The organism is Trueperella bernardiae, assembly GCF_001469025.1.
GTDB lineage: Bacteria > Actinomycetota > Actinomycetes > Actinomycetales > Actinomycetaceae > Trueperella > Trueperella bernardiae.
The window spans coordinates 284,089-310,371 of sequence record NZ_LNIZ01000003.1 but is presented as its reverse complement, the minus strand read 5'-3'; the positions used below and the strand labels follow the sequence as shown (position 1 = coordinate 310,371).

The following is a 26,283-nucleotide window of genomic DNA, read 5'->3' as shown; positions in this document are numbered from 1 at the left end:
AAGCCTGACAAACAGACTCAAACAACCAGAAAAACTGGCAAAAAACACAACCAACCAAAAAGGCCAGCTGCAAAAAACACAACATAAAAAGCTGACACACTATTGAGATATCAAACAACACACCCACTCGCGAGACCAGCGAGTGTTCTTCGCTGCGCCCCTCGGGAGCAACCTCTCCAACTTACTTCATCTTTCGACCGGAGTCAAATACCGGTGTCTAGATCACATAATCGGAAAGATGTTTGCCGCTCGTCCCGCGAGTCTCACGCTCCGGCGGCAAGAAAAGAATTTACACACCTTGCGCCCACAACGTCAAACTTCAGCGCCGTGCCCCTCCTCACACCGCTCTGAACTGCGAAAACAGGCGGAAAGGCCGACCATGACGCATGACATAGGGCTGGGGGCGCGTCGGAATCGGCGCGCCCCCAGCGATCTGTGCTATATGCGGGCTCCCTTTCGCGCTCCAAGTGCCCGGCGTGCCCGCCGCTTGCGCGCATTCACGCCCTTTTCTTTACTACTGCCCGTTGGCGAACTCCTCGCGAATCGCGCCCGCCACCTTCTCAGCCAGGTCGGGCGTGAAGACACCCGGAATGATGAACGCCGAATTCAGCTCCGCCGGCTCCACCGCCGCCGCAATCGCGTTCGCGGCAACCACCAGCATCTGGTCGGTCACCTCGCCCGCCCGCACGTCCAGCATTCCGCGGAACAAACCCGGGAAGGCCAGCACGTTGTTTATCTGGTTCGGATAGTCCGACCGGCCCGTGGCCACCACCGCCGCATGATCCCCCGCAACGCCCGGATCCACCTCCGGCGTGGGGTTAGCGAGGGCGAACACCACGGCGTCGTCGGCCATGGTCGCGATGTCGTCCCCGTCAAGGATGTTTCCCGCCGAGACGCCGATGAACACGTCCGCGCCCGCCAGTACCTCTTTGAGGCTACCCTGCACCTGGCGCGGGTTGGTGTTTAGCGCCAGCCAGTTGCGGTCCGGGTCGGCCTCCTCGCGGAACGCTCCCAGCGCGCCGTTGCGCCCGCAGCCGATGATATCGTGGGCGCCCTGGCTCGTGAGCAGGCGGATGATGGCGTTGCCGGCCGCACCTACGCCCGACACCACAATCCGCACGTCCTCGATCTTCTTGTGAACCACCTTCAGCGCGTTAATCAGCGCCGCCAGCACCACAACCGCGGTGCCGTGCTGATCGTCATGGAAGACCGGAATGTCGAGCTCCTCGCGCAGCCTGCGCTCGATCTCGAAACACCGCGGCGCCGAGATGTCCTCCAAGTTGATCCCCGCAAACCCGGGCGCGATCGCCTTTACGATCGCAATCATCTCCTCGGTGTCCTTCGTGTCCAGGCATACCGGCCACGCATCCACGCCTGCGAAATTCTTGAACAGCGCCGCCTTGCCCTCCATGACGGGCATCGCGGCCAGCGGCCCGATATCCCCCAGGCCCAGCACGGCCGTCCCATCGGTTACGACGGCGACCGTGTTGCGCTTAATCGTGAGCCTGCGCGCCTCACTCGGATCCTCCACGATCCTCTCGCAGATCGCCGCCACACCCGGCGTGTAAATCTTCGACAGGTCCTGGCGCGTCTTCAGCGGGCGCTTGAGCGTCACCTCGATCTTACCGCCCAGGTGGGCCTGCACGGTCGCGTCGTGAATCCCATGCACGATCACGCCCTCGGTGCGTTGCAGCTTCTTGCGGATCTTCTTCGCGTGATCCAGGTCGTGCGTCATGCACGTGACGTCGAACAGCAGGTGCTCGTCGTCGGAACGCACCATGTCAATTCCCGTGATCAGCGCGTCTTCGTAGCTGATTTCGTTGGTGATACGCGGCACTGCGTGATCGTCGTAGGGAATCTCGATGCGCAACGTCACCGCATAACTCGGTCTCGGCTTTGCCATATTCTGCCTTGTCTCTCGTACTTGCGGGATTATTCTGTCAGGTCACCGGGCCCAAGGCCCCAAAGTTTCATCCACCGGGAAACCCCGTATCACCACGCGCCTCCGCCCACCGACCAGTGCCCTCGCAAGGGAAAACCCCGGCGACCATCCGCCGGGGTTCCCGCACACGCTACCGCGCCCTGAGCACTTAGGCCTGGCCCGAGCGCTCCATGATGAGCTCGCGCACGCGCGCCGCATCCGCCTTGCCGCGGGTGGCCTTCATGACCGCGCCCACGATCGCTCCGGCTGCCTGCACCTTGCCCGCCCGGATCTTCTCCAGCACGTCCGGGTTCGCGGCCAGCGCCTCGTCTACGGCGGCACCGAGCGCCCCATCGTCGGACACAACCTCCAGCCCGCGCGACGCCGCCACCTCAGCCGGGCTGCCCTCCCCGGCCAACACCCCATCCAGGGCTTGGCGGGCGAGCTTATCGGTCAGCTTGCCGCTTTGTACCAGCCCATCCAGTTCGGCGACATCGGCCGCACTCACCGGCACGTCAGCCAGCGCCAGCTCGTTGTCCTTCGCGTAGCGGGCCAGCTCACCCATCCACCACTTGCGAGCACCCGCCGGGCTCGCCCCGGCGTCCACCGAATCGCTGATGAAGTCCAGCGCGTCGGCGTTGACGATGTCACGCATCTCCATCTCCGACACGCCCCACTCGGCCGTCAGCCGCTTACGACGCGCGGCCGGCATCTCCGGCAACGACGCGCGGATCTCCTCCACCCACTCCGCCGGAGGCGCGATCGGCACCAGGTCCGGCTCGGGGAAGTAACGGTAGTCGTCAGCATCCGACTTGGGCCGGCCGGGCGACGTCGTCGAATTGGCCTCCTGCCAATGCCGCGTCTCCTGCAACACGGCCTGGCCCGAGGACAGCACCGCGGCCTGGCGGCACATCTCGAACTCGACCGCACGGGCGATCGCGCGGAAGGAGTTGACGTTCTTCGTCTCCGTGCGCGTGCCCAGCGGCGCGTCCGGGCTGGGGCGCAGCGACACGTTCACATCGGCGCGGACGTTGCCACGCTCCATGCGCGCCTCCGACACCCCGATCGCGCGCGCAATATCGCGGATGGTCTGCACGTACTTCGCAGCTACCTCCGGCGCCCGCGCCCCCGCGCCCTCAATCGGGCGGGTCACGATCTCCACCAGCGGCACGCCCGCACGGTTGTAATCCACCAGCGAATGCGTGGCGCCCTGCAGGCGGCCCTCGCCACCCACGTGCGTGTTCTTGCCCGCGTCCTCCTCCACGTGCGCGCGCTCGATGAGCACGCGGAAGACTTCGCCGTCGTCGAGCTCCACATCAAGGTGGCCGTCGTAGGCGATCGGCTCGTCCGACTGGGAGGTCTGGAAGTTCTTCGACAGGTCCGGGTAGAAGTAGTTCTTCCGCGCAAACCGGCACGATTCAGCGATCTTGCAGTTGAGCGCCAGGCCGAGCCGGATCGCATACTCGATTGCCTTCTTGTTCACCACCGGCAACGCGCCCGGCAGGCCAAGCGAGACCGGGGTGGTGTTAACGTTGGGCTCCCCGCCAAACTCGTTGGGGGCGGCGTCGAACATCTTCGTCGTCGTGGCGAGCTCCACGTGCACCTCAAGCCCGAGCACCGGGTCGAAGTTCGCGGCGACCTCGTCAAAATCCATCAATTCTTCCATCTCTACTTCTCCCCCACTTCGATCGGGCACTCGCGGGCGGAGGGGTCCGTGACCGCCTCCACCATCGCCGCCACCTTGTACATGCGCGCGTCCTCATGCGCCGGCGCGATCACCTGGAAGCCCACAGGCAACCCGTCCGCCAGCCCCGCCGGCACCGACACCGCCGGTACGCCCGCCAGGTTCGCCGGCGTGGTGGTCATATCATTCATGTACATCGCCATCAGGTCATCCTTCTTCGAGCCAAACTCGAAGGCGACCGTGGGGGCCGTGGGCGTGACCAGAACATCCACCTGCTCAAACGCCGCGTCCAGGTCCCGATGCACGAGCGTGCGCACCTTCAGCGCCGAGCCGTAGAACTGGTCATAGTGGCCCGAGCTCAGCGCGTACGTGCCCAGGATGATGCGGCGCTTCACCTCCGCACCAAACATCGCCCCGCGCGTGGCCGACATCATCGTCTCAGCCGTGACCGGCCCAGACTCCGGCTCCACACGGTTGCCATACCGCACCCCATCAAAGCGCGCCAGATTCGAGGAGACCTCCGCCGGCATGATGAGGTAGTACGCCGCAATCGCCGAATCAAACGCCGGGCAGGACACCTCCGTGACCTCCGCCCCGCGCGCCCTCAGCTTCTCCACGGTCTCCTCAAAGACGGCGAGCACGCCCGGCTCGAAGCCATCCCCCGACATCTCCTTCACCACGCCGATCCGCAGGCCCGCCAGATCCTGCGCGGCCATGCCCTCGGCCGCCGCGTCGTGCAGGCCGGTCGCAACCTGGGGCAGCGACGTCGAATCGTGCGGATCGTGGCTGGAAAGGATCTCCTGCAGGGCCGCCGCGTCGACAACCGTGCGAGCACACGGGCCCACCTGGTCCAATGACGACGCCATCGCCACCACGCCATAACGCGACACGTTGCCGTACGTGGGCTTGGCGCCCACCGTGCCCGTCACCGCGCCCGGCTGACGGATCGAACCGCCCGTATCCGAGCCCAGCGCCCACGGCACCATGTACGCCGCCACCGCCGCGGCCGAGCCGCCACCCGAACCACCCGGAATCAGGTTTTCGCCCCACGGATTCGTGGTGGGGCCAAACGCCGAATTCTCCGTGGACGAACCCATCGCGAACTCGTCCATGTTCGTGTGCCCCACGATCGGCAGCCGGGCCTCCTTGAGGTTCTTCACCACCGTGGCGTCATAGGGTGAAATCCAGCCCTCCAGCATCTTCGAACCACACGTCACCGGGGTACCCAGCTGGCAGATATTGTCCTTGATCGCAACCGGAACACCGGCGAAAGGCGGCAACTCCTTGCCAGCCACGCGATCGGCGTCGACAGCCCGCGCAATCTCGAGCGCGCCATCGGCGTCAACGAAAAGAAACGCATTCAGGTGCCCGTTCTCCGCCTCAATCCGGTCAAGGCACGCCTGCGTCAACTCAACCGAGGTGACCTCGCCGGCGCGCAACATCGCCGCCAGCTCGACTGCAGACTTCTTCAGCAACTCCATTATTCCTCCCCCAAGATCTGCGGCACCGCGAACTTGCCGTCCTCATTGGCTGGCGCCGAAGCAAATACCAGGTCAAGATCCAGCTTTTCAGTGCCCACCACATCCTCACGCCACACGTTCGTGAGCGGAATCGGATGGGAGGTAGCCGGAACATCGGAGGAAGCGACCGCGGAGACCTTCTCCATCGCGTTCGAGACCGTGGACAGCTCGCCAGCGAACTGCTCGATCTCCGCGTCCGTCAGGGAAATGCGTGCGAGGTCGGCCAGGCGGGCCACCTCGTCTTTTGAAAACTTTGACATGAGGAAAGTCTAACCCGTTCGATACTATTAGCACATGTCACGCTTCCTGCGACCAAATCGCGAAACCCCCAAGCGTCTCCTCAAGTACGGGGTGCTCGCCGGCGTCGGTGCCCAGCTCGCCACCGTCGCCGCCGTCCTCGCCGTGGACGAACACCGCAAACGTCGCAACCCGCCCACCGGCAAATTCCCCACCCTGCCCCCACGCACCACCACCGTCTCCGGCTCCGACCTCACCGTCTACACCTTCGGCGAAGACCTCTATGCCGACATGCTCGAAGCTATCGACGGCGCGCGCGAGCAAGTCTTCTTCGAGACCTACATCATCAAGGCCGACGAGGTCGGCTACCAGTTCCGCAATGCCCTCATCGCCGCCGCCCGGCGCGGCGTGCAGGTGTACATCATCATCGACACCTTCGGCAACCTCAACCAAGACCCACGCTTTCGGGACTTCCCCGAACAAGAGAACCTGCACGTCATCCTCTTCCCCCTCCTACGCACCGGCATCTTCACCGGCAACGGACGCGACCGCGGCTTCGATCACCGCAAGCTGCTGGTGGTCGACCAGGAGATCGGATTCGTTGGCGGCTACAACATCGGCTCCCTCTACGCCGACACCTGGCGCGACACCCACCTACGCATCAAAGGCCCGTCCGTGTGGGAGCTTGAGAACGCGTTCGTCGACATGTGGAACGTCTACCGGCCCAACTCCCAACCCGAGCTGCCCGACCGCGGGCTGTCGCACTGGTCGTCGAAAGTGATCGCCACGCAAAACGTGCCCGCCTTCAAGTCCTACCCCGTGCGCGCCTCCTACCTCGGCGCCATCGACCGGGCCTACCACCACGTCTACATCACCATGGGCTACTTCATTCCCGACGCCGGGATCCTCCACTCCCTCACCTCCGCCGCGAGGCGCGGGGTGGATGTGCGAGTGCTCATCCCCGAGTATTCGAACCACATCGTGGCCGACTGGGTGGGTCGGCCCTACTACAAGGACCTGCTGGCCTCCGGGGTGCGGATCTTCCTCTACCGGGAAGCCATGATCCACGCCAAAACCATGACCGTGGACGGCATCTGGTCCACCGTCGGCACCACCAACATTGACCGGATCTCCATGGACGGCAACTTCGAAATCAACGTCGAAGTGTTCAACAACCCGTTCGCCAAGATCATGGAGGAGATCTTCGAGCTGGACATGTCCAACTCCCGCGAGCTCACTGCCGCCCAATGGTCTCAGCGCAGCACCCTGGCCCGGGTCACAGAGCGGATCCTGCGCCCGCTGGCCCCGCTACTCTAAGGTCAGCGCGCGGGGCAGTTTTCCCTGGCCGGATTTGAACTTGTTGGACGGTATCGAGTCCACCGCCACGTGGACTCACGCCCTCATCGAGCAAACGGCGAAGCTCCAGGAGCGTTTAACGACGACACTCCGGCGCGACTACCCGCGCTGGCCGATCGGCGACCTCACCCGCCTAACGCTACGCCCACGCACGCCGCACCGCCGCCCCCTAGCCGTCCGCCCGGCCGAGCCTGCGCAGGAACTCCTCCGCGCTCCAGGTCTCAATGCCGAGCGCCTCCGCCTTCGTAGTCTTCGACGCGCCCGGGTTTTCCCCGATCACCACCACGGTGGTCTTCTTCGACACCGAGCCGGTGGCCTTACCACCCGCCTTCATGATCGCCTCGGCCACCCCGTCACGCGTGAAGCCTTCCACCGCGCCGGTCACCACGATCGTCATGCCCTCGAACGGCCGCACGACGCCGTCCGCGCCCTCCGCACCATCCGTGCCGGTCCCACCGGCCGGGCGCTCGTCCTCAAAAGTGACCCCGGCCGCCCGCCAGGCGTCCACGATCTCGCAATGCCAGGGTTCCTCGAACCAGTCGAGCAGCGAGCGGCCGATGATCTCGCCCACCCCGTCGATCTCGGAGAAGGGCGCCTCCCCCGCCTCCACCTGGGCGCGCCCTGAGGCCAGCATCGCCTCCAGCGAGCCGAAGTGGGCCGCGAGCGCCCGTGAGGCCACCGGCCCCACGTGGCGGATGTTGAGCGCCACGAGCTTGCGCCACAGCTCCTTCGTCTTTGCCTTCTCGATTTCGGCGAGCACCTTCTCCAACGTCTTCGACGGTGCCGAGATCGTCTTCACCTCGAAGCCCGCCCGCGCGGCCCCCTCCGCGGCTCTGCCCGCACCCGCCTCGCCCGCGCGCCCGGTCCGCGACCACGCCGGCTTGGTCCAGCCGGCCCTCACGTAGCGCCAGTCACCCGTGTGCTCGCCGGCAAGCCGAATCGGTAGCCATGTTCGCACACCCTCCAGGCCCGCGGCCGTGAGGGCGAACAGCTGCGCCTCGGTGTCAAGGAAGGGCTTCTGTGCTGTGGGGATCCCGAGCTCGCGCTGGAGCTCCTCCCCAATCACGCCCTCCGGGTCGAGCAGCGCCCCGTCCTCATTCGTGATTCCCAGCTCCACCCGCTGCTCAAGCGTAAGCACGATCCGCACGCGCGGGTCGGCCGCGTCCTCCAGCGGCCAGCCGGCCTCATGCGCGGCGAGCGCCTCCTCATCCGTGAGCTCAATCGCGTGCCCGGTGGCGAGCGCGATCAGCACGTCGGCCCGGTAACGGTCCGGATCGGCCAGCCACTGCGCGGACTCCTCCCCCAGCGATTCGATGTCGAGCGCACCGCGCGAGCCGATGTGGATCACCCGCTGGTGCAACTGCGCGGGGCACGAGCGCGTGTTCGTACACCGCAGGTCCTTATCCCCCTCTTTCGCCGGCGCGATCTTGCCCCCGCACGCGGGGCAGTGCGTGGGCATGACGAAGGCACGCTCCGAGCCGTCCCGTTCCGCCAGCACCGGGCCCACCACCTCGGGGATGATGTCGCCCGCCTTGCGTAAGATCACCACGTCGCCGATCATCACGCCCTTACGCTCCACCTCGAATGGGTTGTGCAAGGTGGCTTGGGCCACCGTGGAGCCGTCCACCCACACCGGCTCCATCACCGCGAACGGCGTGACGCGCCCCGTGCGGCCCACCTGCACCTGGATATCGAGCAGCCGGGTCTGGACCTCGGTGGGCGGGAACTTGTAGGCCACCGCCCAGCGCGGCACGCGCGCCGTGTAGCCAAGCTGTGCCTGCACGCGCCGGTCCTCCAGCTTGATGACCACGCCGTCAAACTCGTGATCGAGCGACGCCCGCGCCCCCTGAAACTCATCGAGGTAATCCTCAATCTCCGCCAGAGTGGACACCATCCGCGTCTGCCCCGACACGGGCAGCCCCCACGCCCGGAACACCTCATAGACGCCCTCCTGGGTGGCCATCTTTTCCTGCAGTGCCTCCGAGGCGCCCTCGAGAGCCCCGATCCCGTGGGCGATGAAACTCAGCGATTTGATCGCGAAGCCCGTGTTGTCTTCCTGGCGCATCGTTCCAGCCGCCGCGTTGCGCGGGTTGACGAACGTCTTGAGTAGCCCCTCGCGCTGCAGGCGCGGTAGCGGCGCCAGCCCCTCCTTCGCCCGGCCGGCGTTCTTGGCACGCAGCGCCTTGTTATAGGCATCGATCTCCTGGTTGCGCCGCGCCACCTCCTCGTTGCGCGCCTCCACCAGATCGTTGAATTCGGTGAACTTCGCGATCGGGAAGTAGACCTCCCCGCGCACCTCCACCAGTTCCGGCCACTCCTCCCCCGAAAGCCGCGCGGGGATCGCCTGGATCGCGAGCGCGTTGCGCGTCACGTCCTCGCCCGTCACCCCGTCCCCGCGCGTGGCCGCGGTCTCCAGCACGCCGCCGCGGTACGTCAGGTTGAGCGCCAGCCCGTCGATCTTCACCTCGGCCGTAAACCGACTCCCTTCCGGCAGTTCGCCCGTGATCCCGGCAAACCACGTGGCCAGCTCCTCGCGGCTGAACACGTCCTGTAGCGAGTACATGCGCTCGGCATGGCGCAGCTCGGCCACCGCCCCGCGCGCCACCTTCGCCCCCACCTTCATCGTGGGCGACTGCGGGCTCCACAGCTGTGGGAAGCGATCCTCGAGCGCGCGCATCTGCGCAATCAGCGAGTCATACGTGGCGTCCACCATGATCGGCTCGCCCGTCGAATGGTAGGCCTCCTGCGCGCGGCGCAGCTTGGGCGCCAGCTCATTCCAGCGTGTTGTTGCTTCTTCGATATTCACCCCCTCATTGTCTCCCATCCCTCCGACATTTTTCTTCCAGTAGGCTGGGGGCATGTGTGGACGATACGCAACCACGATGTCTCGGACCGACATCCAGCTCGAGTTCCGCCTCGACGTCGCCGCCGACTCCTACTCCCCCACCCCCAACTGGAACGTCGCGCCCACCCAGGACATCCCCATCGTCCTCGAGCGCCCGCCCCAGCCCGGGGATGAGCCGCTTCGCGACGCCGTCACCCCACCCGCGTCCACACCTCCTGAAGCGCCCGACTCCCCTGGCGAGGAGGGCGCGCCCGGCGTCGTTCGCGCCCTCACCCCGGCGTTTTGGGGGCTCATCGCGCCGTGGGCGAAGGACACCACCCGGCCGATGATCAACGCGCGCATGGAGACGCTGGCCGAGAAGCGTATGTTCGCGCCAGCCCTGAAGAAGCGGCGGTGCATTATCCCGGCGTCGGGGTACTTTGAGTGGCGCAAGCCGGACAAGACCCCGCTCTACCTCTACCGCGAATCCGGCCCGCTCGCGTTCGCAGGCTTGTACGGCTGGTGGAAGGACGGGCAGGAGTGGCTGCTGACGGCCGCGATCGTCACGCGCGCGGCCGAGGTCGAACTGGCGCAGATCCACGATCGGGTGCCACTCATCCTTGAGCCCTCCGAGTACGACATGTGGCTCGACCCCGCCAACGACGACCCCGCGCTGCTCACCGCTCTCGAACGCCCCGGACCCCAGCTGTCCTTCCACGAGGTGGGCCGGGCGGTGGGTAACGTGCGCAACAACTCACCGCAGAACATCGCCCGCACCTGAGGCACACCCCCGGTATGAAAGGCGTCCGATTTTTACCCCGTACCCTAATGCCATGAACGAATTTGCCACCGTCCGCGGATCCTTCCCCGGCGACTTGCTGTTGGCACTCCTGGTCGCCTTCCTCACGTTGCTGATCCCCGCTGACGTGCTCGGCATCGACCTCCTCCACGACGCGCTACTGTATACTTCCGGCGTCGCCACCGTGCTCGGCACCTTCTTCCGCCGCACGCACCCCGTCCCCGCCGGCATCACGGTCTACCTGGCGGCGCTCGTGCGCTACGTGGCCTTCCCCACCGAGTTCTTCCCGCAGGACGTGGCCGTCCTCCTCGCGCTCTACGCTGTGCTCGCCTTCGGCTCGGCCACAATGAAGATCCCCGCGATCCTGGGCGCCTGCTTCGGCGCGTTCCTCCTCGTGCTGCCGTACGCGGGTAGCGAGTCCCCCCACCTGCTCGTCATCTTCCTCGTCTTCGCCGGCCAGGCCATCGTCATCGCCACGGCGGCGGTGGCCCTGTTGCGCCGCGCCCAGTACGACCAACTCGACCACATCTTCGTCGACGCCCAGATCGCCCAGGTCAACGCCGAGCGCGACGCCGAGCTCGCCGTCGTCTCCGAACGCACCCGCATCGCCCGCGAAATGCACGACATCGTGGCCCACACCCTCTCCGTCGTCATCGCCCAGGCCGACGGGGGGCGCTACGCCGCCAAAAACAACCCCGAAGCGGCGGTGCGCGCGCTCGACGTCATCGCCGACATGTCCCGCGCGGCCCTCGGCGACATCCGCTCCATCATCGGCGTGCTCCGCGACCCGGAGGAAATCGACGCCCCGCTCGCGCCTGAGCCCGTCGACGCCGACCTGCTCCAGCTGGTCGAGCAGGTGCGCTCCGCCGGCCACGAGGTCGCCCTGGTGACCACCGGCTCCCAGCGCCCACTGCCAGTTGGCGTGGGCAAGGCCCTCTACCGTATCTGCCAAGAGGCCCTCACCAACTCCCTCAAGCACGCCGGCCCCGACGCCGCCATCACGGTCTCCCTCCACTGGCGCCCGACCGAAGTGGTGCTCGACATCAGCGACAACGGCCGCGGGGCCGCCACCTTCAACGACGGCAAGGGCCACGGAATCATCGGCATGACCGAGCGGGCCGCCGTCTTCGGCGGTACTGTGGTCAGCGGACCGCGCTCGAGCGGCGGATTTAGAGTGACAGCAACAATTCCAACCCCCGGCGAAAGGAACAGTCATGTGTGACAAGATTCGGGTGGGCCTCATCGACGATCAGGACCTCGTGCGCAGCGGGTTTTCCATGGTCATCGACTCCCAAGACGACATGTGTACCGTGCTCGAGGCCTCGCACGGCAAGCAGGCCCTGGATCGGCTGGCACTCGTGCCGGTCGACGTCGTACTCATGGACATCCGCATGCCCGGCATGGACGGGCTGGAGACCACCGAGCGGATCAACCAGATGGAATTCCCGCACGGGGTGCGCCCGAAGGTCATCATTCTCACCACCTTCGACCTGGACGAGTACGTCATGCGCGCCATCCGCGGCGGCGCCTCCGGCTTCCTCCTCAAGGACGCCCCGCCGGACCAGATGCTCTCCTCCATCCGCACCGTCCACCGTGGCGACGCCGTCATCGCGCCGTCGTCCACCAAGCGCCTCGTGTCGTACATCGCCCAGAAAGCGGTGGAGGATCGCGCGTTGCGCCCGCAGATTGTCGACGTGCTCACCGAACGTGAGCGCGAAGTGCTCTACCACATGGCCAAGGGGCTATCGAACACGGAGATCGGCGAGGAGCTCGACGTCGCCCAGGCCACGATCAAGACCCACGTGGGGCGCATCTTCGCCAAGCTCGGCGCCCGTGACAGGGTGCAGGCCGTGGTGCTCGCCTACGAAGCCGGGCTCGTGCGCCCGGGTGATCTCGGGTGATTGAGGCCGAGTACGTCCGCCTCGACAGCGGCGTGGGCCGCCAGCGTCGCACCGTCCTCGACGACGTCTCCCTCACCATCCCCGACTCCTCCATTACCACCGTGCTTGGTGGGCTCGACTCCGACATGTCGGCCCTCATGAACGTGCTGGGCGGGATGGAGCGCGTCACCTCGGGTAGCGTGGTGGTTGACGGCGTCGACCTCGCCAGCACCTCCGACGCTGAGCGCGAGCGCATGCGCGCCACCACGTTCGCCCTGCTGTTCAAGCAGGACAACCTCCTGCCCGCGCTCACCCTTGGGGAGAACCTGGACCTGCCCGCCAAGCTCAACGGCACGCGCGTGAGCACGCAGGAGCGCACGGAGATCATCGACCTGTTCGGCCTGTCCCAGGTGCTCGGCCACTACCCTGACGCGGTTCCGCTCATCGAGCAGAACAAGTGCGCGCTCGCCGCCCTCGTCATGGCCGGGCGCCGCGTGGTCCTGTGCGACGAGCCCACCGACGGCTTCACCCGCGCCGACCGGAAGACCCTGTACGCGCTGCTGCGGGTGTGTGCCCGCGAGCGCGGCATGACCGTGGTGACCTTCACCTCCAACCCGATGTCCGCCGTGTCTGCCGACAGGGTGTACCTCATGACCGACTCGCGCATCACCGCCGAGCTCAACGCCCCCACCCTCGATTCGATCCTCGATACCCTGCGTGTCATCTTCAGCGAGGAACCCTGATGCTGCGCCAGCAACTCGAGCATCACTGGCCCTCCCACGTGCTTGCCGGCGTGGCACTGACCTACGCCGCCGCCATGGTATTCTTCGTCACCACCATGCTGGGGTTCGCCGACCACACGCTGGCCCTGTCGGTGAAGAAGTCGATCCCGCACTCGGACCTGGTGGTGTATTCGGAGGCCGACACGGCCCTGGCCGTTGCCGAGCAGATCGGCGAGCTGGACCAGGTGGAGACCGTCTTCGTCGATTCTTCGCTTCTGGCCGAGGTACTGACCGAGACCGAGCACCTGCCCGTCTCCATCCGCTCCCTCGCCCCGCCCGTGCTACGTACCCAGGAGATCATCTTCGGTGAATTCCCCGCATCCCCGCGCGAGATCGCGGTGACCCACCAGCTGGCCAGCGCCCTCCACGTCCAGGCCGGCGACGAGCTGACCGTGGCGGGAGGGGACGTGGCCAAGCGATATAGCGTCTCCGGGATCTATACCCGCTCCCGGCTCCTTGACCCGGTGGGCTTCGAGGCGATCACCACCGAACCCAACCCCAACTTCGTGGCCGCCCAAGGCAACGAGCAGGGCGGGATCGAGGTGCGCGTCCTTCCCACCGCCGACCCCGATACCCTCCAGGCGGAAATCCTCGAGATCCCTGGCACCGTGGTGGTCAACGCCCAGGACCGCTACGACGTCGAATATGCCCGCCAGCGCGACGCCCTGGATACCCTGACCGAGGCCACTCCCTGGCTGCTCACCACCGCCTTCATCACCGCCACCACGGTGGTCTACATGACCGTGGTCGGCGTGGCCCGCCGGCGCACCACCGAGAGCCAGGCCCTGCGCTCCCTCGGCCTGTCGGCCCTGCGCCGCCACCGGATGCTCGGCCGAGAGGTCGGCGTCGTCGCCGGTCTCACCTATCTGCTCGGCATCGGGGTGGGCTACGCGGGGGCGATGGGTGCCTCCTCCATCGCGCGCGCCGAAAGCGGGGCCCCCTTCCTGCCCGCGAGCATCGGCTTCCCCGCCGCGGCAACGTTCTGGGCGTTCGTGGCTGTGGCTCTCGCCACGGTGATCGGCACCGCCACCGGCATCCTGTCCACCTACCTGCGCACCACCAACGCCTGGAAACCCGCCATCCGCACGGCCAGCCCCGCCATCGTGCTTTTCGCTGCCGCCTTCCTGTACGCCACGGTCGCAATGCCCGGCGCGCTGAGCGCGAACGTGAGCGCGGGCGGCGTCGTCGTCTCACTGCTGGCCCTCGCAGCTGCCACGCTGGTCGCGTACGGGGTGATCGTCGTCGTGACGAGGCGCCTGGCCAAGTCCTTCCACGTCGGCTCAGCCTTCTCACCCTTGCCGCGATCGCTCACCGCTACGATAACCACCGTGTCGCTGTTCGTCATCCTCATGTCCTCCGCCGCGCTCGGTGCCCTCCACACCACCTACTCCACGCTCACCGCCAACGACGACCGCCTCGCCAACCTCTACGACCTGTCCATCACCGCCGGGGTCACCTCCGCTTCCATTTCCGACGCCGACATCCAGGCCGTGCACGACTGGGGCGGAGCCTCTGCCACCCTCACCTACCACCTGCTCAACACCTCCGGATGGGAGCCCGAAGACTTCCAGCCCGGGGCACTGTATGCCGTGGATCCCGGGGAGGCCGAGGACTACCTCGGGCGGCGGATCGAGCCGGGCACGCTGCTCGTTCCGCGCGGGACCAACAACGTGCCGAGCTCCATGAACCTCACCTACATCGACGCCAAAGGATTCACCCGCTCGACGAACGTGAACGTGACCGTTGCCGACGTGCCCTTCGCGCTCATCTCCTCGGCCGGGCTGGGCGACCTCGAGCCCACCGCCATGTGGATCCGGCTCGCCGACCACCACCACATCTCCGAGGACTTCAGCCGCCTCGAAGCCTCCCTCACCCCCGGTGAGGACCGGCCCTTCCTCACCCTCGCCATCACACCCCCGCAAGAGGCGCCCGCGAACGTGTCACAAATCGCGGCCATCATCCAAACGAGCGTCATCGCCGTGCTTGGCTTCGCCGCCTACCTGCACGTGCCCCGGTACCTCGCCGACCAGTCCCTCGAGACCCGCTACCTGCGCTCCAAGGGTATGACCGGGCTGCGCATCCGCCAGCGGCGACTGAGCCAGGGAATGGCAAGCGCCTTCGTGACCTCAGTGACCGGGGTGGGGCTTGGGGTGGGAAGCACCCTCCTGCTCATGACCCTCCACGGGTGGGCCACCCCGCACGAGCCGAGTATCCCGATCGTCACGCTCGCCCTCAACATCGGGTCGATCCTGCTCGGGTGCCTCGCCCTTGGCATACTCGGATACCATGTCGACGTGTCAAAGCGCACAAAAGCCCGAGATTACGCGGAAATTGGGCGTTAATCACACTTTTTTTCCTTTACCGGGCACACAAAACCTGAAAAGGTTAAGGGCGTATAAGCCAGTGTTAAACAATGCGTTAGGAGACTAGGTCATGGATTGGCGCCACCGCGCAGAATGCCTCAACGAGGATCCAGAGCTTTTCTTCCCGATCGGCTCCTCGGGTCCCGCCATGGCACAGGTCGAGCGCGCCAAGGCCGTGTGCCAGCGTTGCGACGTCCAGGAGGTGTGCCTTAAATGGGCCCTGGACAACAACCAGGACGCCGGCGTGTGGGGCGGCATGTCGGAAGACGAGCGCCGCACGCTCAAGCGCCGCACGGCGCGCGTGCGCCGCTAATCGCTGGGAGCTTTCGCGGGCCGCGTCAGCGCGGCCCGCTTTTCTTATGCCCGGCCGACCCGGCCCTAGGCCTGGGAACGGATGTTGAGGTCGAGCACCACCACGGTGCCCCCGCCCTCACGAGGGAGCCACTCGATATTGCCCCTGAGCTCGGAGAGCACCATTGTCCTCACGATCTGGGTGCCGAGGCCGGAGGGGCGGTGGTCGCCCACGCCGACGCCATCGTCGGCCACCTCGATGTGGAGCCGGGTGCCGTCGCGTTGGGCGCGGATGTCGAGCCGTCCGCCCCCCGGCAGTCCGTGTTCTATGGCGTTGGAGATGATCTCGTTCATCACCACGCCGAGCGCCGTAGCCTCCTCGGCTCGCACGCGCCCGAAGGTGCCCTCGAACGTGGTGATCACCGGCTCCCCAGTAACGCCAACGTCTCGTACCATGCGCATGACCGGCACGAACACCTGATCGAAGTCCACAACCTCGTCGATGGTTTGTGACAGCTTCTCGTGCACCACGGCGATTGTGGCCACGCGGCGCTGCGCCGTCTCCAGCGCGGCCCGGGTCATGCCCTCCCCTGCACGGCGCGCCTGCATCCGCAGCAGCGCCGACACCGTCTGCAGGTTGTTCTTCACGCGGTGGTTGATCTCGCGGATTGTGGAGTCCTTGCTCATGAGCACGCGCTCTTGGCGGCGCAGCTCGGTGATGTCGCGGCAGAGCACGAGCGCCCCGTGGCGCACGCCCTTGACCAGCAGGGGCACGGCACGGAAGGAGATGACCACGTCGTTGCGCTCGATCTCGGTCATCCACGCGGCCCGGCCCATGAGCACGAGCGGCAGGGCCTCGTCCACGCGGGACACCCCGTCTAGTTCGATCACTTCGGTGGCAAGCATCGCGCCCTGGAGCGGCTTTTCCACGCCGAGCCGGCGCAGGTTAGAGATCGCGTTCGGCGAGGCGTAGATGGTCTCGCCCTCGGTGTCCACGTGAATGAGCCCGTCCGTGACGCGCGGGGTACCGTGCCGGTAGCCCGAAGGCGAGCCGTCGATGGGGAACTCCCCGGTGGTTACCATGGCGATGAGCGCGTCCGCGATCGACTCATAATTGGCGAGCAGCACCATCGGCACGCGGTCCACGAACTTGGCGGTGATCACCCCGAGCACCGCGATGACCTCCCCTTCGAATCGCACGGGCACAAGCCGCACGTCGACGTCGTCGTCGTGCCCAAAAACCTGCTCGCCGGTGGTGGCGGCCTTCTCGATGACGGCCGCCTCGTCGTCGGGGACGATCTCGCCCACGAAGTCGGTTTGGTGGACGGTGGTGGCGGTGGCGGGGCGGGCCTGCGCGGCCGTCATTACGCCCGATTCGACGCGGATGTAGAGGGCAAGGTCGGAGAAGGTGATGTCAGCGATGATCTGCCACTCGCCGGTGAGGTGGTGGAGCCATTCGCGCTGACGCTCGTTCAGGTGCGAGTCACGGCTGAGAATGCGGGAGAGTGTAGACACAGTTCCCACTGTAATGATTAATCGTGTTGAATAGTAGCTATGAAGTTTGTTTCTGAAACCAGCTACGTCGGCCCGCTTGAGCTCGTGCTGGATGTGCTGACGTCGCCCGAGTTGTTCCGCGCACGCACGCGTGCGGCGGGCGTCGCGGAGTTGGCCGATTTTGCCGACGACGGCGCCACGCATTCCTTCCGCCTCCAGGTTCCGACCGAGCAGATCCCGGCGGCGGCGCGCTCCTTCTTCCCACACGGCGCGAAGGTTTTTGCAACGGCCACCCCCGTGGTCCACAACGAGGCCGGGCGCGTGGACGGGGCGAAGATCCCGTACACGATCGATGTGTCGGGCGCGCCCGTGGCCGGCTCGCTCACCTTCCTGCTCGCTGACACCGGCGCGACCACCGCGGCGAAGATCAGCGGCGAGATCAAGGTGTCGGTGCCTTTTATTGGTGGCCGAATCGAGAAGATGGTGGTAGACCAGCTGAGTAAGGTCATTGCCAAGGATACTGATCTGGTCAACGCCGAGGTCCTGCGGCGGCGCACGGAGGAAGAATGATCAACCGTCAATACGAGGATCTGCTGGCCGACGTCCTAGAAAACGGAGAGCGCAAGGGCGACCGCACCGGCACTGGCACGCTGTCCGTGTTTGGCCGCCAGCTGCGCTACAACCTGGCCGAGGGCTTTCCGCGCATCACCACGAAGTTTGTAGCGATGAAGGCGGTCAAAGGCGAACTGCTGTGGTTTTTGCGCGGGGATACGAATGTGCGCTGGCTTCAGGAGCGCGGGATTTCCATTTGGGATGAGTGGGCTGACGACGACGGCGAACTCGGGCCCGTCTATGGCTACCAGTGGCGTTCGTGGCCGGCCCCGTCCGGAGAGCACATTGACCAGATCGCGAACGTGGTAGAGAAGTTGAAGAAGAACCCGGATTCGCGGCGGATGATTGTGTCGGCGTGGAATGTGGCCGACCTCGACGACATGGCCCTGCAGCCCTGCCACGCCCTGTTCCAGTTCTATGTGGCCGGCGGCAAGCTGTCCTGCCAACTGTACCAACGGTCGGCGGACCTGTTCTTGGGCGTGCCGTTCAACATCGCCTCCTACTCCTTGCTCACGCACATGGTGGCCCAGCAGGCGGGGTTGGACGTGGGCGATTTCGTGTGGACGGGCGGGGACTGCCACATTTATTTGAACCATGTGGACCAGGTGCGTGAGCAGATCTCGCGCGAACCCTACCCCTTCCCTACGCTCGAGCTGAAGAAGGCCGACTCCATTTTCGACTACGACATGGACGACATCCTCGCCTCCCAGGGATACCAGCATCACCCCGCGATTCACGCCCCGGTGGCCGTGTAATGCTGGGGATGATCTGGGCCCAGGGGCATGAGCGGGCGATCGGCCGCGGCGGCGCGATGGCCTGGCACCTGCCCGAAGACATGCGGTTTTTCCGGCGCATGACCACCGGCCACCCCGTCATCATGGGCCGCCGGACGTGGGAGTCACTCGACGAGCGCTACCGCCCGCTGCCCGGGCGCACGAACATCGTGCTCACCCGGGACGAGAGCTTTTCCTCCGACGACGCCCTGGTGGCCCGCTCGCTGGATAAGGCGATCGCCCTGGGCGAGGAGGCCGCTGGCGAGGGGCTCGTGTGGATCGTGGGCGGGGCGCAACTGTATGAGGCGGCGATGAAGAAGGCGGACGGCGTCGTGGTCACGGACATCGACATCGACGTTCCCGACGCCGACGCGTTCGCCCCCGCCATCCCGTTCAACTGGGAACCCGTGGGCACCGAGCCCTTCCGCGGGTGGCACGTGGCCGAGAACGGCATGCGCTTCCGGGTAAGCGCCTACAGGCGCCGCCGCTCCGGCTTTGTCCCCGGGGATTTGGCCGCCGCGCTCAGCGAGCTGCCGCTCTAGTCTCCCAGCAGGTCCGACATCGGCGTGAAGTCCGCGAACAGGGCCTTCGCTTCGGCGACGTCATCCGACTGACTGTCGACCGGCTGGCTGTCGGCCGCATTCACGACGCCGGCGCCCGCCCCCGCGCCTGAACCCGCCTGCCCCGCGCCCACAACACCGTCGCCCGCGCCTGCCTGGCCGGCAACCAAGCTGCCCGCGGGCCGCCCGGCCTGGGCGATGACCGCCAGCTCGTCCATCGCGCGCCGGATTCGGCGGCGCAGGCTCGCCCCGCCCTCGGCGTCGGAATCGGCGGCGTGCGCGCCGAAGTCCTCGGTGGCAGCGTAGACCGCAGTCGTCACAACGTTCGCGTGAAGGTAGGTCATCATCGGCCGGATCGCGTGCTCGGTGACGAGCGAGTGCCGGGGCGTGCCGCCCGTCGCACCGATCGCCACGGGCTTGCCGGCCAGGTACCCCTCGGGCAGCACGTCAAAGAAGGACTTGAACAGGCCCGAGTAGGAGGCGTTGTAGGCCGGCGTCACCGCGATGAGCGCCTCCGCGCCCCTCACCTGCTCGAAGGCCTTAGCGAGCGCGGGCAAGGGGAAGCCGGTGAGCATCGCGTCGGTGACGTCGTGGGCCAGCTCGCGCAGCGAGATCATCTGCACCTGCCCGCCGTGCGCGCTCACGTACGCCTCCGCCATCGCCCGGCCCAGCTGCTGCGTGGTCGAGGACTCCGACAGCGACGCCGACACCACCGCGATCATCGCTCGCCCTCCGCGTCTCGCAGGAGCTGGTCGGCGAGGTTGACGGAGGCCGCCTGGGTGTCCTGCTGGGCGTAGAAGGAGGCGCCGGTGACGTCGTCGACGTACGTCTTGCCCTCCTCGTACGCGATTCCCGCCTCACGACGCGCGGCCACCCGAGCGGCGTGCGTGGGGGCGTCCGGCACACCGGGCTTCCGCATCGCCTCGAACTCCTTGCGCATGACAGGCACGATCTCGCCCAGGTAGTCGAGCTGTTCAAGCACGGTCCTGAGCGGCAGGCCGGCGTGGTCGATGAGGAAGAGCTGGCGCTGGTAGTCCCCCACATGCTCGCGGAAGCCGAGCGTGCGGTCGATGACCTCCTGCGGGGAGCCGACCGTCAACGGGGTCTGCTCCGAGAAGTCCTCGAGCGAGGGTCCGTGCCCGTACACGGGCGCGTTGTCGAAGTAGGGGCGGAACTCGCGCTTGGCGGTCTGCGAATCCTTCGCGATGTAGAACTGCCCGCCCAGGCCCACAATCGCCTGCTCGGGCGTGCCGTGCCCGTAGTGGGCGAAGCGCTGGCGGTAGAGCGCGATCATCTGCCGGGTGTGGCTCATCGGCCAGAAGATGTTGTTGTGGAAGAAGCCGTCCCCGTAGTAAGCGGCCTGCTCGGCAATCTCCGGCGAGCGGATCGAGCCATGCCAGACGAAGGGCGCCACCCCATCCAGCGGGCGCGGGGTGGACGTGAAGCCACGCAGAGGCGTGCGGAACTTGCCCTGCCAGTCCACCTCCTCTTCCTCCCACAGCCGGCGCAGCAGCGCGTAATTCTCAATCGCGAGCGGGATACCCTGGCGGATATCCTGGCCAAACCACGGGTAAACCGGGCCCGTGTTGCCGCGGCCCATCATGAGGTCCATCCGCCCGTCCACCAGGTGCTGGAGCATCGCGTAGTCCTCGGCGATCTTCACCGGATCGTTGGTGGTAATGAGCGTGGTCGACGTCGACAGGATAATCTTCTTCGTCTGCGCGCCAATGTAGCCCAGCAAGGTGGTGGGCGAGGAGGAGAAGAAGGGCGGGTTGTGGTGCTCGCCGATCGCGTAGATGTCCATACCCACGTCCTCGGCGTGCTTGGCGATCGTCACCGCGGCCTTGATGCGCTCGGCCTCGCTCGGCGTGCGGCCGGTGGTGGGGTCGGTGGTGATGTCAGAGACGGAAAAGACTCCGAATTGCATGGTGTCTCCTTGGGGCATAATCAGCTTCGGAGACATCCTAGCACATTTAATTGAAACCTCAACTATCCGGGTTCTGCTTCACCTCCCCAGTCTCGGCCATCGGGTTTCGGACGCGACGCAACAGGCCTGCGTCGAGCATCAGGACTTAGAGGCTTTTCGTCGCCACAACCGGCGCTTTTGGCCTCAAAGTCCTGATGTTTGACAACCGAGCTACTTATCCAGCCGGCGCATGAAGGACGCCCGCAACCTCTCCTTGTTGACGGCGGCCACCGCCGCGAGCGGCACGTTCGCCGGACACACCGCCGCGCACTCCCCATAGTTCGAGCACGGCCCGAAGTTCCGATCCGCCACCGCGATCATCGCTTTCGCCCGGAGCGCCCGCTCCTTCGACGGCAGCGGCAGCATCGCCAGGTGAGTGAGCTTCGCACCCACGAACAGGTGGGCTGCGCCGTTGGGGCAGGCCGCCACGCACGCCCCGCACCCGATGCACGCGGCGAAATCGAGGGCGTCCTCCACGGTGGTGTGGTCCACCGGCACGGAGTCGGCGTCGGGGGCCGTGCCCGCGTTGATCGCCACGTGGGCGCCGGCCTCGAGCACCTCGTCGAGCTTGTGGCGGTTGACCATGAGGTCGCGCAGCACGGGGTAGCTGGCCGAGCGCAGCGGCTCGATCCGCACCATCTGCCCGTCCGTGAAGGAGCGCAGGCGCTGGTGGCAGGCCGGCGTGTTGCGCTCCGGACCGTGCGGGGTGCCGCTCACCTGAATGCCGCATGCCCCGCAGATGCCTTCACGGCAGTCGGACTCGAACGTGAAGGGCTCCTTGCCGGAGTTGACCAGCTGCTCGTTAAGGCGGTCCAGGAGCTCGAGGATACTCATCGAGTCGTCCAGACCCTCCATCGTGTGGTATTCGAAGCGGCCCGGGGCGTCCTGCCCGGGCTGACGCCAGATTTCCAATGTCAGTTTCATGAGTAGCTCCTCGTTGCCAACGGCACGGCCGTGAAGGTCAGCGGCTCCATGTGCCGCACGAAACCGTCCGGCGCGCTCTCCCACGCCGAGGCGAAGGCCCAGTGGGCGTCGTCGCGCTTGGCTTCGCCGTCGTCTTGGTATTCGAAGCGGAAGTGGGCCCCGGCCGATTCTTCGCGGTCGAGCGCGTCCACGCACATGAGCTCGGCGAGCTCCAGGAAGTCGGCCACGCGGCCGGCCTTCTCCAGGGTTTGGTTGACCTGCGCATCCCCGCCGGGCACCGACAGGTCCTCCCAGAATTCCCCGCGCAGGCGCCGGACCTCGCCGATCGCCTTCTCCAGGGACTTCTTCGTGCGGCCCACGCCGCAGCCCTCGTACAAGATGGCCCCGAGCTCACGGTGGAACTGGACCGGACCGCGGCTTCCCCCGATCGCGAGGAAGGCGTCCGTGCGGGCCTGTACCCGCTCCAGCGCCTCCCTCACCGGCGCCGAGTCCGGGCCGGGTAGCTCCTCGCCCAGATGCTTGGACAGGTAGTTCGGTACCGAGAACGGCAGGGTGAACCACCCGTCCACGCACGCCGACAGCAGCGAGTTCGCGCCCAGCCGGTTCGCGCCGTGGTACGACCAGCCGGCCTCCCCGCCCACGAACAGCCCGGGGATCGAGCTCATCTGGTCAAAATCGGTCCACAGCCCACCCATCGTGAAGTGAGCTCCCGGCGCGATCCGCATCGGGGTCTCGTACGGGTTCTCACCCGTGGCGTGCTCGTACATATGGAACAGGTTGCCGTAGCGTTCGGCGATCACGTCCTTGCCCACGGCTCTCATCGCGTCCGAGAAGTCGAGGTAGACCGAGTTCTTTAGCGGCCCCACCCCGTGGCCCGAGTTGATCTGCTCGGTGGCCGCGCGCGAGGCGATGTCGCGCGGGGTGAGGTTGCCGAACGCGGGGTATTTGCGCTCGAGGTAGTAGTCACGCTCGGCGTCGGGAATCTGCTCAGGCGGACGGTCATCCCCGGCGCGCTTGGGCACCCAGATTCGCCCGTCATTGCGTAGCGACTCCGACATGAGGATCGTCTTCGACTGGAACGGCGAGCTGACCGGCAAGGCGGTGGGGTGGAACTGGACGAAGGAGGCGTGGGCGAGGTAGGCGCCGTGTTTGTGGGCACGCCACGCCGCCGACGCGTTCGAGTTCAACGCCAGCGTGGACTGGAAGTACACCGAGCCATACCCGCCGGTCGCAAGCACAACGGCATGTGCCGGGATCGCCTTCACCTCACCCGTCACGAGGTCGCGGATGACGACGCCGCGGGCCACGCCGTCGTCGATAATGAGGTCCAGCATCTCCGAACGAATGTGCATCGTGACCTTGCCGCGGCGGATCTGGCGCTGGAGCGCCTGCGAGGAGGCGAGCTGGAGTTGCTGGCCGGTCTGGCCGCGCGTGTAGTACGTGCGCGAGACCTGCACGCCGCCAAACGAGCGCGTGGCGAGCGTGCCGCCGTACTCGCGGGCGAAGGGGGCGCCCACCGCGTTCATGTGGTCGATCACGCGGATCGACTCCTCGCCGAGCCGGAAGGCCTCCGCCTCGCGCGAGCGGAAGTCGCCGCCCTTGACCGTGTCGGTGACGAAGCGCTTGAGCGAATCGCCATCCACCTTGCGCACCCGGGCCGCGTTGATGCCGCCCTGGGCCGCCACCGAGTGGGCGCGGCGCGGGGCGTCGTGGTAGGTGACCGAGTGGACGTTGTAGCCCAGCTCCCCCAGCGCCGCGGCACACCCGGCGCCCGCCAGTCCCGTTCCCACGACGACGACCGTGAACTTCTTCGTGTTTAGCGGGCTGACCAACTTGTACGAGTCGCGGCGGCGCTGCCACGCGGTGGCCGGATCGCCATCTGGGATGTTGCCGTCCAAGATCGAGCCAAGGCGTGTGCCGCGCACCTTCGCCGGGGGCGGCGTGAAGTCCGCGGCGAACGCGGGCCGGGCGGCGGCGTCGTCGGAAGAACCGCGCAAGAAATTGAAGAAACTCATGATAGCCACCCCATCTGTACGGCGAGCGGAATTGAGGCGTTGCCCAAGAGGATCGCGATCGCGGCCAGGGCGCCGACCCAGATGAAGACCGAGCGAAGGCGCGCGCCCATCGAACCGAAGTCGACCGCCATGTTGAAGGCGCCATGTGCCACGTGAATCGCAAGCAACACCATGATGAGCACGTAGAAGATCGCCATCGCCGGGCGCTCAAAGGAGCCAACCAGGTTGCCGTAGGCGGCGGACGAGGCGGCCGTGGGCCCGCGGAAGGAATCGGAGGCCACCGGCTGCAGACCAACCGTCAGGTCAAGAATGTGAACAATGAGGAAGCCCAGGATCGCCACGCCCGTCACCGGCATGAGCCGGGCCGAAACCGCCTGGATGCCGTGAAGCTTGCGTGCCCGGTGCTTGCCGCGGAACTTCCGGCCCCGGATGTAGACGATCGACGCCGCCCACACATGCAAGACCAGGCAAGCGCCCAGCACCACGCGCATGATCCAGAGCACGGCCAGCTTCGGGAACAGCGGGTAGAACGCCTCGCGCAGCCAGTGGGCGTAACCGTCGAAGCTGGTAGCACCCATGTAGACCTTGAGATTTCCATACAGGTGGATGAGAACGAAGATCGCCCAAATGGCGCCCGTGACCGCCATGACGACCTTCAACGCCCACGAGGGCGGAGCCTTCAGTTGCATCGTTGCCTCCTTCCTGCCATTGTCCCAGGCCGCAGATGTGATTCTTCACACCTTTGTCCCGAATCGGGTATGCTCGAGGGGTTGCCGGGACGGCCCGGCGCCGCGCTGGTGTTGCCGATCGCTACGCGGCACAGGCGAGGGACGGCCCTCAAGAAAGGGCACATGCCTGCTGTGATTGCATGGTTGGCCATGGGGTTGACCTTGGTGGTTGACCTGTCGGGGCCGGTGACCGTGGCGGGAATCCTCGCCGTCATCATCTATGCCTCCTTCGAGGTGAAGCGGCGGGCGGACGCGCTCTCACGGCGGCTCGGCGAGCCCGTCGGCACGATCATCCTCACCCTGTCGATCATGCTGATCGAGGTGGGAATGGTGGCGAGCGTGCTGCTCGGCCCGGGCACACATGCCTCCATCGCGCGCGACGCCGCCTTCTCCGCCGCGATGCTCATCCTCAACGGGATCCTGGCCGGCGCCATCCTCGCCCACGTGGCCCGGCGCGGGCCGATGCCGATTCGGGCACGGGCGCTGGCTTGGTACCTGGGAACGCTCGGGGTACTCGGCACGGGCGCATTCGTGCTGCCGAGGGCGGTGGGCGAATACCGGGGCGGCTGGGCGGTCATGGCCGGGGTCGGGCTGGTCGCAGCATACGGGGTTTTCATGTGGCGCCAGCTCGGCCCGGGGGCGGGCGACTTCTCCGAAGCCGACTCGCCCCCGCGCTCCTCCGAGCCCGTCGCTCGCAACCTGGTGTCGCTCGTGGTCACCTTGGTGGCGATCGTGGCGCTCTCCCACGCGCTTGGCCCACTGCTCGATGCGACCGTGGGCAACACCGCGATTGTTGGCCTCATCGTGGCGGGCGTGGTCCTCCTGCCCGAGACCGTCACCACGCTCCTTGCCGGCTGGGAAGGGCAGAGCCAGCGCGTGTCAAACCTGACCCACGGCGCGCTCGTATCGGTACTCGGCGGCTCGGTCCCCGCCGTGGTGCTCATCGGGGTCGCCACCGGGCAAGACATCGTGCTTGGCGTGGGAGGCACGGAGCTGGCCCTCCTCGCGGCGACGCTCGGCCTGCAAGCCACGGCGCTGGCAGGCCGGCGATTCAACGCGGCCCACGGGCTGGGGCACCTGACGTTGCTTGCCGCCTACGTGGCGGGACTGCTCGCCTGACGACCGGGGTTCCCGCCCGGCTTCACTCCCCTTCCCCGCGTGTGCAACGGTAATTCCCCATGTGCAACGTTAATAAACTGCTTTTCGCCGTTGCATATTGCGGATTAGCGTTGCATATGGCCAGGCCCTGACGAGCGAGGTGGCTGAGCGTGGCGGGGTCGGGCAATGCAAAGCCCGGGATCTCGGCTGAGATCCCGGGCTTGTTCTCGTGGCGGGGGCAGGATTTGAACCTACGACCTCCGGGTTATGAGCCCGGCGAGCTACCGAACTGCTCCACCCCGCGTCGGCATCCCCTACTCTATTCAGCCAGCGTCCCGGATTCAAGGTTGGCCGTGGTGCCCTTCCTCACCATCCGCCAAGCTCGCCCAGGCGGGTGGATGCAGACACCGGGGCGGGGGCCCGCGCATGCGAGCCCCCGCCCCTCGATCCGATCAG

Annotated in this window: 22 protein-coding genes and 1 tRNA gene; 11 read left to right on the top strand and 12 right to left on the bottom strand. The window is 66.6% G+C overall.

All coding sequences use genetic code 11. The features are described from left to right. Positions 1 to 514 precede the first annotated feature (514 nt). The 4 genes from AQZ59_RS04715 to gatC form a co-directional block, all read right to left on the bottom strand. The gene (locus AQZ59_RS04715) at positions 515 to 1,903 is read right to left on the bottom strand and encodes an NAD(P)-dependent malic enzyme (protein WP_062613511.1); all 1,389 of its coding nucleotides are present in this window, start codon (positions 1,901 to 1,903) and stop codon (positions 515 to 517) included. 187 nt (positions 1,904 to 2,090) lie between these two features. Continuing rightward, complete coding sequence (gatB, locus tag AQZ59_RS04710; RefSeq protein WP_062613510.1) at positions 2,091 to 3,587, bottom strand: Asp-tRNA(Asn)/Glu-tRNA(Gln) amidotransferase subunit GatB; 1,497 nt, start codon at positions 3,585 to 3,587, stop codon at positions 2,091 to 2,093. Between the two features lie 2 nt (positions 3,588 to 3,589). After that, positions 3,590 to 5,086 carry an Asp-tRNA(Asn)/Glu-tRNA(Gln) amidotransferase subunit GatA gene (gene gatA, locus AQZ59_RS04705; RefSeq protein WP_062613509.1) on the bottom strand — a complete coding sequence of 499 codons (1,497 nt, stop codon included), beginning with the start codon at positions 5,084 to 5,086 and terminating at the stop codon, positions 3,590 to 3,592. After that, a complete protein-coding gene (gene gatC, locus AQZ59_RS04700) occupies positions 5,086 to 5,385 on the bottom strand; it encodes an Asp-tRNA(Asn)/Glu-tRNA(Gln) amidotransferase subunit GatC (protein ID WP_062613508.1) in 300 nt (99 codons plus the stop codon). The genes gatA and gatC overlap by 1 nt, the downstream gene beginning before the upstream one ends. 34 nt (positions 5,386 to 5,419) lie before the next feature. Between gatC and AQZ59_RS04695 the strand changes: the two genes are divergently transcribed. After that, positions 5,420 to 6,679: a phospholipase D-like domain-containing protein gene (locus tag AQZ59_RS04695; protein WP_062613507.1), complete on the top strand. Its 1,260-nt coding sequence runs from the start codon at positions 5,420 to 5,422 to the stop codon at positions 6,677 to 6,679. A 208-nt stretch (positions 6,680 to 6,887) separates the two neighbouring features. Here AQZ59_RS04695 and ligA read toward each other — a convergent pair whose 3' ends face one another. Then, positions 6,888 to 9,524 carry an NAD-dependent DNA ligase LigA gene (gene ligA, locus AQZ59_RS04690; RefSeq protein ID WP_236698662.1) on the bottom strand — a complete coding sequence of 879 codons (2,637 nt, stop codon included), beginning with the start codon at positions 9,522 to 9,524 and terminating at the stop codon, positions 6,888 to 6,890. Positions 9,525 to 9,576: 52 nt separating this feature from the next. Here ligA and AQZ59_RS04685 point away from each other — a divergent pair, with 52 nt between their 5' ends. The 6 genes from AQZ59_RS04685 (at position 9,577) to AQZ59_RS04660 (ending at position 15,679) form a co-directional block, all read left to right on the top strand. Then, positions 9,577 to 10,323, top strand: a complete 747-nt coding sequence (locus tag AQZ59_RS04685; RefSeq protein ID WP_070448175.1) for an SOS response-associated peptidase — start codon at positions 9,577 to 9,579, stop codon at positions 10,321 to 10,323. A gap of 52 nt (positions 10,324 to 10,375) precedes the next feature. After that, positions 10,376 to 11,563, top strand: coding sequence for a sensor histidine kinase (locus tag AQZ59_RS04680; protein WP_062613504.1), 1,188 nt, complete (start codon positions 10,376 to 10,378; stop codon positions 11,561 to 11,563). Further along, positions 11,556 to 12,242 carry a response regulator gene (locus AQZ59_RS04675; RefSeq protein WP_062613503.1) on the top strand — a complete coding sequence of 229 codons (687 nt, stop codon included), beginning with the start codon at positions 11,556 to 11,558 and terminating at the stop codon, positions 12,240 to 12,242. Before AQZ59_RS04680 ends, AQZ59_RS04675 begins: the two co-directional genes overlap by 8 nt. Further along, on the top strand, positions 12,239 to 12,964 hold the full coding sequence (locus AQZ59_RS04670) for an ATP-binding cassette domain-containing protein (RefSeq protein ID WP_062613502.1): 726 nt from the start codon (positions 12,239 to 12,241) through the stop codon (positions 12,962 to 12,964). Before AQZ59_RS04675 ends, AQZ59_RS04670 begins: the two co-directional genes overlap by 4 nt. Further along, a complete protein-coding gene (locus AQZ59_RS04665; protein WP_062613501.1) occupies positions 12,964 to 15,345 on the top strand; it encodes an ABC transporter permease in 2,382 nt (793 codons plus the stop codon). Before AQZ59_RS04670 ends, AQZ59_RS04665 begins: the two co-directional genes overlap by 1 nt. A gap of 91 nt (positions 15,346 to 15,436) precedes the next feature. After that, a complete protein-coding gene (locus tag AQZ59_RS04660) occupies positions 15,437 to 15,679 on the top strand; it encodes a WhiB family transcriptional regulator (protein ID WP_062613500.1) in 243 nt (80 codons plus the stop codon). 65 nt (positions 15,680 to 15,744) lie between these two features. On the opposite strand, the gene AQZ59_RS04655 is transcribed toward AQZ59_RS04660, so the two are convergent. Next, on the bottom strand, positions 15,745 to 17,172 hold the full coding sequence (locus tag AQZ59_RS04655) for a sensor histidine kinase (RefSeq protein WP_062613499.1): 1,428 nt from the start codon (positions 17,170 to 17,172) through the stop codon (positions 15,745 to 15,747). Positions 17,173 to 17,211: 39 nt separating this feature from the next. Between AQZ59_RS04655 and AQZ59_RS04650 the strand changes: the two genes are divergently transcribed. The 3 genes from AQZ59_RS04650 to AQZ59_RS04640 are packed head-to-tail and all read left to right on the top strand — an operon-like array spanning position 17,212 to position 19,078. Next, positions 17,212 to 17,721: a DUF2505 domain-containing protein gene (locus AQZ59_RS04650; RefSeq protein WP_062613498.1), complete on the top strand. Its 510-nt coding sequence runs from the start codon at positions 17,212 to 17,214 to the stop codon at positions 17,719 to 17,721. Next, positions 17,718 to 18,518 carry a thymidylate synthase gene (locus tag AQZ59_RS04645; protein WP_062613497.1) on the top strand — a complete coding sequence of 267 codons (801 nt, stop codon included), beginning with the start codon at positions 17,718 to 17,720 and terminating at the stop codon, positions 18,516 to 18,518. The genes AQZ59_RS04650 and AQZ59_RS04645 overlap by 4 nt, the downstream gene beginning before the upstream one ends. 8 nt (positions 18,519 to 18,526) lie before the next feature. Then, positions 18,527 to 19,078 (top strand): dihydrofolate reductase, encoded by a 552-nt coding sequence (locus tag AQZ59_RS04640; RefSeq protein WP_062613496.1) that lies wholly within the window; start codon positions 18,527 to 18,529, stop codon positions 19,076 to 19,078. Here the strand turns inward: AQZ59_RS04640 and AQZ59_RS09800 are convergent. From AQZ59_RS09800 to AQZ59_RS04615, 5 genes are all read right to left on the bottom strand, one after another. Next, entirely contained in the window at positions 19,075 to 19,818 is a 744-nt protein-coding gene (locus tag AQZ59_RS09800) for a CE1759 family FMN reductase (protein WP_062613495.1), read from the bottom strand. The two genes, AQZ59_RS04640 and AQZ59_RS09800, sit on opposite strands and share 4 nt — an antisense overlap. Next, positions 19,815 to 21,023 carry an LLM class flavin-dependent oxidoreductase gene (locus tag AQZ59_RS04630; protein ID WP_082661151.1) on the bottom strand — a complete coding sequence of 403 codons (1,209 nt, stop codon included), beginning with the start codon at positions 21,021 to 21,023 and terminating at the stop codon, positions 19,815 to 19,817. Before AQZ59_RS04630 ends, AQZ59_RS09800 begins: the two co-directional genes overlap by 4 nt. Before the next feature lie 210 nt (positions 21,024 to 21,233). Next, positions 21,234 to 21,986 carry a succinate dehydrogenase/fumarate reductase iron-sulfur subunit gene (locus tag AQZ59_RS04625; protein WP_062613494.1) on the bottom strand — a complete coding sequence of 251 codons (753 nt, stop codon included), beginning with the start codon at positions 21,984 to 21,986 and terminating at the stop codon, positions 21,234 to 21,236. Continuing rightward, complete coding sequence (locus tag AQZ59_RS04620) at positions 21,983 to 24,001, bottom strand: fumarate reductase/succinate dehydrogenase flavoprotein subunit (protein WP_082661150.1); 2,019 nt, start codon at positions 23,999 to 24,001, stop codon at positions 21,983 to 21,985. The genes AQZ59_RS04625 and AQZ59_RS04620 overlap by 4 nt, the downstream gene beginning before the upstream one ends. Beyond that, the gene (locus tag AQZ59_RS04615) at positions 23,998 to 24,690 is read right to left on the bottom strand and encodes a succinate dehydrogenase cytochrome b subunit (RefSeq protein ID WP_062613493.1); all 693 of its coding nucleotides are present in this window, start codon (positions 24,688 to 24,690) and stop codon (positions 23,998 to 24,000) included. The genes AQZ59_RS04620 and AQZ59_RS04615 overlap by 4 nt, the downstream gene beginning before the upstream one ends. A 162-nt stretch (positions 24,691 to 24,852) precedes the next feature. Here AQZ59_RS04615 and AQZ59_RS04610 point away from each other — a divergent pair, with 162 nt between their 5' ends. Next, entirely contained in the window at positions 24,853 to 25,848 is a 996-nt protein-coding gene (locus AQZ59_RS04610; protein ID WP_152994721.1) for a calcium:cation antiporter, read from the top strand. A 209-nt stretch (positions 25,849 to 26,057) separates the two neighbouring features. Here AQZ59_RS04610 and AQZ59_RS04605 read toward each other — a convergent pair. Beyond that, positions 26,058 to 26,131 (bottom strand) — tRNA-Met (locus AQZ59_RS04605). Positions 26,132 to 26,283 lie beyond the last annotated feature (152 nt).

What these genes read in the sequence shown, in the direction of transcription:
- AQZ59_RS04715 (WP_062613511.1), bottom strand. Translation starts at nt 1,903, where the DNA reads ATGGCAAAGCCGAGACCGAGTTATGCGGTGACGTTGCGCATCGAGATT.
- gatB (WP_062613510.1), bottom strand. Translation starts at nt 3,587, where the DNA reads ATGGAAGAATTGATGGATTTTGACGAGGTCGCCGCGAACTTCGACCCG.
- gatA (WP_062613509.1), bottom strand. Translation starts at nt 5,086, where the DNA reads ATGGAGTTGCTGAAGAAGTCTGCAGTCGAGCTGGCGGCGATGTTGCGC.
- gatC (WP_062613508.1), bottom strand. Translation starts at nt 5,385, where the DNA reads ATGTCAAAGTTTTCAAAAGACGAGGTGGCCCGCCTGGCCGACCTCGCA.
- AQZ59_RS04695 (WP_062613507.1), top strand. Translation starts at nt 5,420, where the DNA reads ATGTCACGCTTCCTGCGACCAAATCGCGAAACCCCCAAGCGTCTCCTC.
- AQZ59_RS04685 (WP_070448175.1), top strand. Translation starts at nt 9,577, where the DNA reads ATGTGTGGACGATACGCAACCACGATGTCTCGGACCGACATCCAGCTC.
- AQZ59_RS04680 (WP_062613504.1), top strand. Translation starts at nt 10,376, where the DNA reads ATGAACGAATTTGCCACCGTCCGCGGATCCTTCCCCGGCGACTTGCTG.
- AQZ59_RS04675 (WP_062613503.1), top strand. Translation starts at nt 11,556, where the DNA reads ATGTGTGACAAGATTCGGGTGGGCCTCATCGACGATCAGGACCTCGTG.
- AQZ59_RS04665 (WP_062613501.1), top strand. Translation starts at nt 12,964, where the DNA reads ATGCTGCGCCAGCAACTCGAGCATCACTGGCCCTCCCACGTGCTTGCC.
- AQZ59_RS04660 (WP_062613500.1), top strand. Translation starts at nt 15,437, where the DNA reads ATGGATTGGCGCCACCGCGCAGAATGCCTCAACGAGGATCCAGAGCTT.
- AQZ59_RS04650 (WP_062613498.1), top strand. Translation starts at nt 17,212, where the DNA reads ATGAAGTTTGTTTCTGAAACCAGCTACGTCGGCCCGCTTGAGCTCGTG.
- AQZ59_RS04645 (WP_062613497.1), top strand. Translation starts at nt 17,718, where the DNA reads ATGATCAACCGTCAATACGAGGATCTGCTGGCCGACGTCCTAGAAAAC.
- AQZ59_RS04640 (WP_062613496.1), top strand. Translation starts at nt 18,527, where the DNA reads ATGATCTGGGCCCAGGGGCATGAGCGGGCGATCGGCCGCGGCGGCGCG.
- AQZ59_RS09800 (WP_062613495.1), bottom strand. Translation starts at nt 19,818, where the DNA reads ATGATCGCGGTGGTGTCGGCGTCGCTGTCGGAGTCCTCGACCACGCAG.
- AQZ59_RS04630 (WP_082661151.1), bottom strand. Translation starts at nt 21,023, where the DNA reads ATGCAATTCGGAGTCTTTTCCGTCTCTGACATCACCACCGACCCCACC.
- AQZ59_RS04625 (WP_062613494.1), bottom strand. Translation starts at nt 21,986, where the DNA reads ATGAAACTGACATTGGAAATCTGGCGTCAGCCCGGGCAGGACGCCCCG.
- AQZ59_RS04620 (WP_082661150.1), bottom strand. Translation starts at nt 24,001, where the DNA reads ATGAGTTTCTTCAATTTCTTGCGCGGTTCTTCCGACGACGCCGCCGCC.
- AQZ59_RS04615 (WP_062613493.1), bottom strand. Translation starts at nt 24,690, where the DNA reads ATGCAACTGAAGGCTCCGCCCTCGTGGGCGTTGAAGGTCGTCATGGCG.
- AQZ59_RS04610 (WP_152994721.1), top strand. Translation starts at nt 24,853, where the DNA reads ATGCCTGCTGTGATTGCATGGTTGGCCATGGGGTTGACCTTGGTGGTT.